Origin of the sequence: Pseudoalteromonas sp. SG41-2, assembly GCF_014164535.1 — a bacterium.
Classification (GTDB): Bacteria; Pseudomonadota; Gammaproteobacteria; order Enterobacterales; family Alteromonadaceae; genus Pseudoalteromonas; species Pseudoalteromonas rhizosphaerae.
This window is the reverse complement of record NZ_JACJFK010000027.1, coordinates 20,690-27,252: the sequence shown is the minus strand read 5'-3', so window position 1 is coordinate 27,252 and position 6,563 is coordinate 20,690. Positions and strand designations below refer to the sequence as shown.

General features: G+C 37.9%; 7 protein-coding genes and 1 pseudogene. 3 read left to right on the top strand and 5 right to left on the bottom strand.

Features of this window, described 5'->3' with window-relative positions:
• Positions 1-340: 340 nt before the first annotated feature.
• Positions 341-607: a DksA/TraR family C4-type zinc finger protein gene (locus H5186_RS18315; RefSeq protein ID WP_145240701.1), complete on the top strand. Its 267-nt coding sequence runs from the start codon at positions 341-343 to the stop codon at positions 605-607.
• 90 nt (positions 608-697) lie between these two features.
• Here the strand turns inward: H5186_RS18315 and gloA are convergent, their stop codons facing one another.
• The 4 genes and pseudogenes from gloA to H5186_RS18295 form a co-directional block, all read right to left on the bottom strand.
• Positions 698-1,099, bottom strand: a complete 402-nt coding sequence (gene gloA, locus H5186_RS18310) for a lactoylglutathione lyase (protein WP_145240703.1) — start codon at positions 1,097-1,099, stop codon at positions 698-700.
• 53 nt (positions 1,100-1,152) lie between these two features.
• Positions 1,153-2,184: a serine hydrolase gene (locus tag H5186_RS18305; protein WP_182794763.1), complete on the bottom strand. Its 1,032-nt coding sequence runs from the start codon at positions 2,182-2,184 to the stop codon at positions 1,153-1,155.
• 234 nt (positions 2,185-2,418) lie between these two features.
• The gene (locus tag H5186_RS18300; RefSeq protein WP_182794757.1) at positions 2,419-4,329 is read right to left on the bottom strand and encodes an aminotransferase class V-fold PLP-dependent enzyme; all 1,911 of its coding nucleotides are present in this window, start codon (positions 4,327-4,329) and stop codon (positions 2,419-2,421) included.
• Between the two features lie 358 nt (positions 4,330-4,687).
• Positions 4,688-4,876: pseudogene (locus H5186_RS18295) on the bottom strand (endonuclease III); the annotation flags it as partial.
• A gap of 39 nt (positions 4,877-4,915) precedes the next feature.
• Between H5186_RS18295 and H5186_RS18290 the strand changes: the two are divergent.
• Entirely contained in the window at positions 4,916-5,233 is a 318-nt protein-coding gene (locus tag H5186_RS18290; RefSeq protein ID WP_149980691.1) for a hypothetical protein, read from the top strand.
• Positions 5,230-5,784: a GNAT family N-acetyltransferase gene (locus H5186_RS18285; RefSeq protein ID WP_182719342.1), complete on the top strand. Its 555-nt coding sequence runs from the start codon at positions 5,230-5,232 to the stop codon at positions 5,782-5,784. The genes H5186_RS18290 and H5186_RS18285 overlap by 4 nt, the downstream gene beginning before the upstream one ends.
• A 117-nt stretch (positions 5,785-5,901) precedes the next feature.
• Here the strand turns inward: H5186_RS18285 and nth are convergent, their stop codons facing one another.
• Positions 5,902-6,534, bottom strand: a complete 633-nt coding sequence (gene nth / locus H5186_RS18280; RefSeq protein WP_182794756.1) for an endonuclease III — start codon at positions 6,532-6,534, stop codon at positions 5,902-5,904.
• Between the last annotated feature and the right edge of the window lie 29 nt (positions 6,535-6,563).

The window sequence follows — 6,563 nt, the reverse complement described above, 5'->3', positions numbered from 1 at the left end:
TTCGAATCCCCTTGGGGACGCCATTTACTTTTTTTAAGTAATGTGCAAGAAAGTGTGACACCGCACTCTCTATACACAACGTTAACAAGAGTACTAATCTCTTGGGACGAAACTTACTATTTATTAGTAAGATAGCTTTTATTAAAAAGCCTGTAACATCAGTTTAACTGCATTTCTATAGTTACTTCAGAATTATTCATCCAAGTTAAAATCTAAAAATTAAATATTTTATATAATAACTCCTAAATTTTATTAGTATCTTTCCCTTTCTTATATTCAGCTTAAATAAACTTCATCTATGTTAGCGTACATATAAACGTCCAAATAAATAGGAGGTTATATGGCAAGTGGATGGGCACGAGAGGGTGCAATTCAAGATCAAATTGATGCCAGCGTTAATGATGCTGTGCAATATGCTAGAAGTAATTTAGTTTCTGGAGCTAGTGCCGAGCTATGTGAAGAATGTGATGAACCAATACTACAAGCACGAAGGCTCGCGTTACCTGGTGTGAAGTATTGTGTAAGTTGCCAAGCTGAACTAGAAGGTAAAGGCACGCTTTCTAAAGGGTTTAACCGACGTGGCAGTAAAGACAGTCAATTACGATAAAAAGGTGCATACAGCACCTTTTTTAATATCGTATCAGAGTTGAGCTTAAATAAATAAAAAGCGGATTAGCAAACCTATTACATATATTTGCTAAAATTTACTCATATTTTCTTTCTTCTGAATTAATTCAATTGAGTAGCCATCTGGATCTTTTACAAAAGCAATTTCTGTTGTGCCGCCTTTAACAGGTCCTGGCTCACGGCTAACATTGCCGCCAGCGGCCTTGATATCAGCACAGGCTTTATAGATATCATCAAACTCAATCGCGATATGACCATAGGCATTGCCTAAATCATAGCTGTCGGTATCCCAGTTATAGGTCAGCTCAAGTACTGCTGTGTCTTTTTCATCGCCATAGCCTACGAAGGCGAGGGTATAGCGGTACTCTTCGTTATCAGCACGGCGTAACTCTTTCATGCCGAGTACTTGAGTATAAAACGCAATTGATTTATCTAGATCAGCAACCCGTAACATGGTGTGTAATAAACGCATTTAAACCCTCTTTAAAATTCACATAAATTTTTGATAACGCAGCTACTCTGTAACTACTGCTGCGCTGTTAAAATATCAATAATCCGATTATAAATTATTTCTGTGAGCAACACAGTATCATTGCCATTAGTATTTATAAACTGCACAACGACTGTATCGATATCTTTATAATAACGAGCAATGCTTGAATACCCTAATACCCAACCTGTGTGCTCATATTTATAGAGTGATGCGTACAAAGCTTGCTCTTGTTCACTAAAAAATGTGCCATTATTTAATGCCACAATAAAGTCGCCCACATCTTGTGCTGTTGCCACATACCCTTGATCAAGTGCTTTAAAATCATTTTCGTAGCCAACATAATAGCCACTCATTAATAGCGCTAAATTTATCTCATTTACAGACTCGAAGGTATTCGTTAAGCCCAATGGCGTTAAAATCTCGTTTTTAATAAATTGGTTATGGTCATAACCCAGCACATTAGACATGATTTTCCGCAGCAACAAATAATTAGTATTAGAATAGCCGTAATCAGCATTAGGACTAAAGTCAGCGGGAGTATCGAGTACTAATGCAAGCGGGTCGGGGTAGGTGATTGACCAATCAAAATGATCAGTGTCTGTGTAATTGGGTATGCCACTTCTGTGCTTTACCATCATTCGTAGTGTTATCTTATCTGCATTTTCAATGCGTCCAATTAATGATGGAAGATAATCAGCCAGTGTTTTATCTACATCAATACGTCCAGCGGCTGAAAGTTTGGTTAAAGCTGCTGCATCATATAACTTTCGAATGCTGCCAATTTTAAAAAGTGCACTAGGGTAAGCGGGGATTTTTTGATCTCGATTATGCCAACCGTTTGCAAAAAATTCAGGTTGCTGTCCTTGTCTATGAATATACACAATAATGCCATCGACTCCTTGTTCAATAGCCTCTTGTGTTTGTTCTTTGATCGTCGCCGGTAGCGGTTGCAAGTAATATAAAGCAAACTGCCAAGGGGCAAAAAAGTATATGCTCATGATGGTGACAATAAATGCAGCAATGCGCATTAAAGTAAGCGTTTTTTTGTTCTTAACTAGCATTATCACGCATCCGCTTCATTTATTTTTGTAGTGTCAGGGTCAGTTCTTTAATCTACTATACTTCGTATTATTTACTCTGTCTTATCTTTAAATTCTGACGTGATATTGCCTAATATTAACATTAGCTTAGCACACCAAGTTCTATTAAAGTGGCCTAGAATTATAACGCACTAAACAGCAATATCGTGTGACATTGCTGTTTCGTTATAAGGAGTTCGGCTGTATTAAAGTATATTTTTACTTTTGAACTTTGCCCTTAAGAACATAGATTTCACCATCAAAACTCCCTTGAATCGTCAAACCTTGTCCTGCTAACTCTTTAAGGTACTCTATATGTTCCTCAGTAATATGCTGTCCCGGCACCAAAAGAGGAATACCTGGTGGATAGGGGGTGACTAAACCGGCACAAATACGGTTGTTACTTTTACCGATAGGCACAGATTCACGCTCGCCATAAAAGGCATCGCTTGGAATACACGCTAAGTCTATTGCTGGTAGATTCTCAGGCAAGCGAGATCGTCGCGTCGATTTTGACAACTTGACTTTACCGCTGTCGAGTTTTTTGAGCGCATTATAAAGACGAATTATTTTTGAGCGCGTGCCGCCAAGCGTCAGTAACACTAAGATGGTGCTGTGAGTGTACTTCTCTATTTCTAGGCCAATTTCATCCAGCAGGTATTTATGAATATCCTTTAATGAATAAGGTAATTCGCTAATATCGATGAGAATTTTTAGCGGATCGTGACCCATGTTATCACCACTAAAGTGCGGAAATATTTCCATAAAGTCTTGCTTACCTAGTACTTTAATTTGTTTGAGTGAAGCCATCTGTTGTTTAAATTCTTCCACATGGTTCAACAAAGCATTGAGTAACTTATAGCCTTCCATCTCTAACTGCTTTTGGCACACGTCAAGCGATGCGATAAGCTGATATTTTGGCGATGTACTGGCGTAAATACTGTAAATCTCGCGAAAGAAATCAGCATCAAAATCGGGATCGTTAACATGAATATAAGACGCCTGAGAAAACGCCGATACCACTTTATGTGCTGAATGGGTGACGTAGTCAGCGCCAGCATGAATGGCGGAATAGTATCGTAGGCTTGGATGAAACAGAGAGTAAGCAAACCACGCTTCGTCAATAAATACTTTAATACCATGTTGATGGGCAAACTCTACCACCTGTTTCAGATCGCTCAGTAGGCCATCGTAAGTACAACCGGTGAGGACTAGCAATTTCGCATCGGTATTTTGTTCTATCGCCTGTTTAATGTCGGCCAACGACGGCGGCGCGAAGATGCCATATTTTGGATTTAAAATACTCGACAAATAAACAGGTAAACTCGCTGATTGTAAAATGCCATAGTGCACAGATTTATGACAATTGCGGTCGATAATCACTTTATCGCCCTTGCGCAGCAATGTCTGCAAGATGATTTTATTTGAGGTAGACGACCCATTGGTAACGAAATAGGTATGCTTAACCTCAAACGTCGCCGCTGCTGACTCTTGCGCACGGCCAATGGTATTGGTGCTATCTGATAATGATCCTAACGAATCAACAGAAACCGACAGATCGCCCACGAACACATTACGACCATAAAACTGATAAAAATCTTTAATATAAGGAGAATTTCTAAAGCTCGAGCCGCCACTGTGACCTGGTGTATGCCAAGAATCGTTTGCTTCGCTAACATAACGGCGATACGCAGTCCAAAATGGGGTTTCTGAGCGGTCATCGAAATCGTTGATCATATAGCCTAAAATTGCTTCAGGATCAGAAATCACCTCATCTTTAAAAAAGAAAGACTCAATCTCCTCCGACTCATTAACGATTTCTAGCCCCTTCGTATCATCGCCAATAACATAAACAGGCAACTCAAGGCGGATCCCCTTTAACTGCTCGATAAAGCGACTATAAGTGCGCTCGCCAACCTTATTTTGCAAATCCCAGCTAAGCACTACGGCCTGAATATCGCCATCTTCCTCTACAATGTCCAATGCTTGTTTTAGCTCAAGACGCTCAATAATATCGATATGAATATCATCTCGCTCAAAATTTGGGATGGTTTTCGACAGATTAGTAGAAAGCTCTTGCAAGGTGGCGGGGTCTTGCTCAATTAACAAGATACGAAGTATAGGTAACATAGGAATTCTCGCAATAAAATTTCATAATGCTCAACAGCATAACTAAAGGATTGACGCTTGTGAAATTAATACTTTGAAAATATTCTAATAATTACGCCAAATCACGAATAAACAGATTTTATTTAAATTGATTTACAAGGTATGGAAAATGAAAGGTGCCAAAGTTAGGCACCTACTTTAATAAACAGAAAAAAAGACTGGAATGCGAATTAATCACTGAGCTTATTCTTATAAGCCTGATAATTGAGGTTTATAATTAATAATCGTTTAAAATGAAGGTGTTTTATCTACAGGTTTGGGTCTATATCTACTCAGTTTTATCTTTAAACTCACACAAGTTTTCAATAATACAGCTGCCTCATTTTAGTTTGCGGGCTATGCAAACATAACGGCCATGTAATATTAGCCAATGGTGTACGTCTACTTTAAATTCTTTGGGGATCACTTTTTCAAGCTTTTGTTCAACCGCGACCACGTCTTTACCCATAGCAAGCTTAGTACGGTTTGATACACGGAATATATGCGTATCTACAGCAATGGTTGGCCAACTTAGATATAAGGAAGGAAGATGTAACTAGCTTTCAAAATGCTGGTAGTTGAAATCCTAAAGAGCAAAGATCATGTGTTTGCATTAGGCATCATCGGAACTTTTAGTTACAAAGTTAATTTGGTAACTCATATTAACTGTGTTGTAGTTGATATAATTACAGCACGAGATAGGGAATTATGTATGAAAGAGGATATTGATGAGCTAAAAAGTGAATTTCAAGCAAAACTTCTATCTTGGAATAATATAAAAAGTAAAAAAATTAAAGTTACATTTATATTCATATTTTTCGGTTTGATTGGATTAAAGGTTTTTACTACTATCTTAACTGTTGATTGGCTTGCAGGGTTAATATGATGATCACTTTTCGCCCACTTAACAAACATGATTTTAACTATTCAAAAGTTATAGACCTTTTTTTCGAAGCTTTTCCAAAAGTTCACAGACTACCAGAATGGCTTGTTAAATACAGAATGAGGAATGGAAAAAATGGCTTTGATATTATTTATGATAATAATAAATGGGTTGGTTTTCTCTACACTAAAGAATATAAACAAATTATCTGTGTAAAGTTTTTTGCTATATCTGAATTGCTCCGCTCAAGTGGTTACGGAAGCAAAGTAATGGATTCTATGAATGAAAAGCATTCAAATAAAAGAATAGTACTCACTATTGAGGAGCTTGATGAAAAGACAGAAAACTATCAACAAAGAGTTAAGCGCAAAGCGTTTTATGAAAAAAATGGGTTCAGTTCTACCGGGTTTATCATAAAAGAGCCAGCTGAGCGGCAAGAAGTCCTTATACGTGGTGGAACTATATCTAAAGAAGAAATAGAAGCTATGTACAAGCATTTTTTAGGAAATTTATTGTTTTCTTTACTTAAAATCGAAGTACTAAAAATTGAATAAGAATACCGTCATTTTAATGTAATTAGTTAGTCATTAGCAGTTAAATAATGCATGCAAAAAACCAACAGCAAAGATAAAAATTTAAAGTTTACTTATTGGCTCAAAAAAGAATAAACATTATTCAGTCTTGTCTTTAAACTCACATAAATCTTCAATTATACAGCTGCCACATTTTGGTTTACGGGCAACACAGGTATAACGTCCGTGCAGTATGAGCCAATGGTGTACATCTACTTTAAATTCTTTGGGGATAACTTTTTCGAGCTTTTGCTCAACCGCAACCACGTCTTTACCCATAGCAAGCTTAGTGCGGTTTGAAACACGGAAAATATGCGTATCTACAGCGATGGTCGGCCAGCCAAAGGCGGTGTTAAGTACTACATTAGCAGTTTTACGGCCAACGCCGGGTAGGGCTTCTAGGGCTTCACGATTCTCAGGCACTTCGCTGTTGTGCTTATCAACTAAAATTTGGCACATTTTGTACACATTGGCAGCTTTAGAATTAAACAAACCGATGGTTTTAATGTAATCGCGAAGTTTATCGTGGCCTAAATCTAAAATTGCTTGCGGCGTATTGGCGACGGGAAAGAGCTTACGGGTGGCTTTATTTACCCCAACGTCAGTTGCTTGTGCTGATAGCGTTACCGCAACTAACAGTTCAAACGGGCTTGAATATTCAAGCTCGGTTTCTGGATGTGGGTTTTGCTCGCGCAAGCGAGAGAGTATTTCGTATCGTTTTTCTTTATTCATGCAACTTAAACGCACAGTAAATACTGTGC

What these genes read in the sequence shown, in the direction of transcription:
- H5186_RS18315 (WP_145240701.1), top strand. Translation starts at nt 341, where the DNA reads ATGGCAAGTGGATGGGCACGAGAGGGTGCAATTCAAGATCAAATTGAT.
- H5186_RS18300 (WP_182794757.1), bottom strand. Translation starts at nt 4,329, where the DNA reads ATGTTACCTATACTTCGTATCTTGTTAATTGAGCAAGACCCCGCCACC.
- nth (WP_182794756.1), bottom strand. Translation starts at nt 6,534, where the DNA reads ATGAATAAAGAAAAACGATACGAAATACTCTCTCGCTTGCGCGAGCAA.
- H5186_RS18290 (WP_149980691.1), top strand. Translation starts at nt 4,916, where the DNA reads ATGCTGGTAGTTGAAATCCTAAAGAGCAAAGATCATGTGTTTGCATTA.
- gloA (WP_145240703.1), bottom strand. Translation starts at nt 1,099, where the DNA reads ATGCGTTTATTACACACCATGTTACGGGTTGCTGATCTAGATAAATCA.
- H5186_RS18285 (WP_182719342.1), top strand. Translation starts at nt 5,230, where the DNA reads ATGATGATCACTTTTCGCCCACTTAACAAACATGATTTTAACTATTCA.